This window comes from Streptomyces prasinopilosus (assembly GCF_001419695.1).
GTDB lineage: Bacteria > Actinomycetota > Actinomycetes > Streptomycetales > Streptomycetaceae > Streptomyces > Streptomyces prasinopilosus.
On record NZ_LIRG01000412.1, the window covers coordinates 1 to 2,867 of the forward strand.

Here is a 2,867-nt window from a genome sequence, read left to right on the forward strand (position 1 = left end):
GCGCCGGGTCCTCGATCACCGCGATCCTCAGTCCCACCCCCACCTGCGGCGCCCGTCACCGGGGAGGTGGCGGTGGCGCGCGGCCGGGTGCGGCAGCCGTTCCGGGTGCTGGTCAATCCGGCGTACGAGCCGGTCGGGCCCGGACGGGCGGCGTTCTTCGAGGGATGCTTGAGCGTGCCGGGTTACCAGGCCGTGGTGGCGCGGCACGCCGAGGTGCGGCTGACCGGGCAGGACGAGCACGGGCGGGCGGTGGACGAGGTGTTCGGCGGCTGGCCCGCCCGCATCGTGCAGCACGAGACCGACCACCTCGACGGCACGCTCTACCTCGACCGGGCCGCACCGCGCTCGTTGTCGTCCCACCGGGCGGTGGCGGAGCGCTGGGCGCAGCCCACGCCGGAGGAGGCCGCGCGGGCCCTGGGCTTCGACCTGCCGTGACGGGGCGCGGGCGGAACGGGGGCGCCCCGCCCGCCGTGCTGCGCTCCCCCGCCCGCCGCGTGGCCCCTCAGGCGTCCCGGTACGCCTCCAGCAGCCGGAGCCACACCTCGCTGATCGTCGGGTACGACGGGACCGCGTGCCACAGGCGGGCGAGCGGCACCCGGGCGGCGACCGCGACGGTGGCCGAGTGGAGGAGTTCGCCCACGCCGGGGCCGACGAAGGTGACACCGCGCAGGGTCTCGCTCTCGAGGTCGACGACCATGCGGGCGCGGCCCGTGTAGCCCTCGCCGTACAGTCCGGCGCCGGCGACCGAGGACAGGTCGACGTCGACGGCGCGGACGCGGTGTCCCGCCTCCTGCGCCTCGGCCAGGGAGAGGCCCACCGAGGCCGCTTCCGGATCGGTGAACACGACCTGGGGAACGGCGTCGTGGTCGGCGGTGGCGGCGTGCGCGCCCCAGGCACGGTCGGCCACCGGCTCCCCCCCGGCCCGGGCGGCGATGGCCGCGCCGGCGATACGGGCCTGGTACTTGCCCTGATGGGTGAGCAGGGCACGCTTGTTGACGTCGCCGACCGCGTAGAGCCAGTCCTGGCCGGCCACGCGGAGGGTCTCGTCCACGGTGAGCCAGGAACCGGGTTCCAGGCCGACGGTCTCCAGGCCGATGTCGTCGGTGCGCGGGGCCCGGCCGGTGGCGAAGAGGATCTCGTCCGCCTCGAACCGCTCCCCCGTGTCGGTGATGGCCACGACGACGCCGTTTTCCCTGGTCACCGAGGTGACGGAGGTACCGGTACGGACGTCCGCGCCGGCCTCGGTGAGCGCCTCGGCGACCAGTTCCCCGGCGAAGGGCTCCATGCGGGTCAGCAGGCCCTTGCCGCGTACGAGGAGCGTGACCCGGGAGCCGAGCCCCTGCCACGCCGTGGCCATCTCGGTGGCGACGACACCGCCGCCGACCACGATCAGCCTGCCGGGCACGGCCTGGGCGCTGGTGGCCTCCCTGCTGGTCCACGGTGCGACCTCGTCGAGTCCGGGCAGGCCGGGCAGCAGGGCGCGGCTGCCGGTGCAGACGGCGACGGCGTGCCGGGCGGTGAGGACGCGCCGCGTCCCGTCGGGGCCGGGGACGGTCACCGTGCGCGGGCCGGTCAGCCGGCCGGCGCCGCGGTGGAGGTCGACGCCGACGGACTCGAGCCACCGGACCTGGCCGTCGTCCTTCCACTGGGAGGTGTACTCGTTGCGGCGGGCCAGGACCGCGTCCGCGTCGAGCGGCCCTTGCACCGACGCGCTCAGGCCGGGGAGACGGCGGGCGTCGGCCCGTGCGAGGACGGGGCGCAGCAGGGCCTTGCTGGGCATGCACGCCCAGTAGGAGCACTCGCCGCCCACGAGTTCGCTCTCCACGATCGCGGTGGAGAGCCCCGCCGCGCGGGTGCGGTCGGCGACGTTCTCCCCGACGGGCCCGGCGCCGAGCACGACGACGTCGTAGCCGAGGGTTTCCGATTCCGGCGATTGCGTTCGCGTCTGCGTCATGACGCCAGTCTGGTGGGTGGTGTGCGCACCGGCCACACGGGTAGGGGCGCGGAATACGTGACCGGCCCGCCGTGGTTGTACCGTCGGCCCGCCCCGCTACCGGAAAGAGGGACATACGCGATGAGCAGCACCGTGGAGCTCACCAAGGAGAACTTCGACCAGCTGGTCACGGAGAACGAGTTCGTTCTGATCGACTTCTGGGCGTCCTGGTGCGGACCGTGCCGCCAGTTCGCACCGGTGTACGACAAGGCCGCGGCGGAGAACCCGGACCTGGTGTTCGGCAAGGTGGACACGGAGGCGCAGCCGGAGCTGGCCGCGGCCTTCAACATCCAGTCGATCCCGACGCTGATGATCGTCCGCGACCAGGTGGCCGTGTTCGCGCAGCCGGGCGCGCTGCCGGAGGCCGCGCTGGCGGACGTCATCGGGCAGGCCCGGAAGCTGGACATGGACGAGGTCCGCAAGTCCATCGCCGAGCAGCAGGCGGCGCAGGGCGGCGGCGCGGCGGACACCCCGGACCGGGGTGAGTGACCGCCCCGGTCCCGGACGTCGCCGCGACGTCCGGGACCGGTGGTTCCGGGCCGGCCGCTCCTAGGACGGGTACGGGGCGGCGTCCCCGCGCACGCCGGTCCAGCGCGCGTCGGTGAACGCGTCCAGGCCGGTGTCGCCGCCGGGGCGGGAACCGGTGCCGGGGGCGGCGGCGCCTCGGAAGCGCGCCGAACGGGTCTCCGGCCTTGCGGAGCACCGCGGCACGGACGAGGTGCGGATCCCGGCCGTTCGTCCCGGCGGCGCGGGCACCGGGGCGACGGAAGCGGGCCGCGCCGCCGGGACGAACGGCCGGGATCCGCACCTCGTCCGTGCCGCGGTGCTCCGCAAGGCCGGAGACCCGTTCGGCGCGCTTCCGAGGCGCCGCCGC

General features: G+C 75.2%; 3 protein-coding genes. 2 read left to right on the plus strand and 1 reads right to left on the minus strand.

The window, feature by feature from the left end; translation table 11 throughout:
- A partial coding sequence (locus AOK18_RS17800; RefSeq protein ID WP_107100359.1) for a peptide deformylase occupies positions 1 to 435 on the plus strand: 435 nt, incomplete at its 5' end.
- Between the two features lie 67 nt (positions 436 to 502).
- Here AOK18_RS17800 and AOK18_RS17805 read toward each other — a convergent pair.
- On the minus strand, positions 503 to 1,954 hold the full coding sequence (locus tag AOK18_RS17805; protein WP_055695020.1) for a dihydrolipoyl dehydrogenase family protein: 1,452 nt from the start codon (positions 1,952 to 1,954) through the stop codon (positions 503 to 505).
- A 120-nt stretch (positions 1,955 to 2,074) separates the two neighbouring features.
- Between AOK18_RS17805 and trxA the strand changes: the two genes are divergently transcribed.
- Positions 2,075 to 2,482 (plus strand): thioredoxin, encoded by a 408-nt coding sequence (trxA, locus tag AOK18_RS17810; RefSeq protein ID WP_055575206.1) that lies wholly within the window; start codon positions 2,075 to 2,077, stop codon positions 2,480 to 2,482.
- Positions 2,483 to 2,867: the final 385 nt, after the last annotated feature.

Excerpts from the sequence above, each read along its gene's own strand:
- AOK18_RS17805 (WP_055695020.1), bottom strand. The coding sequence starts at position 1,954 with ATGACGCAGACGCGAACGCAATCGCCGGAATCGGAAACCCTCGGCTAC.
- trxA (WP_055575206.1), top strand. The coding sequence starts at position 2,075 with ATGAGCAGCACCGTGGAGCTCACCAAGGAGAACTTCGACCAGCTGGTC.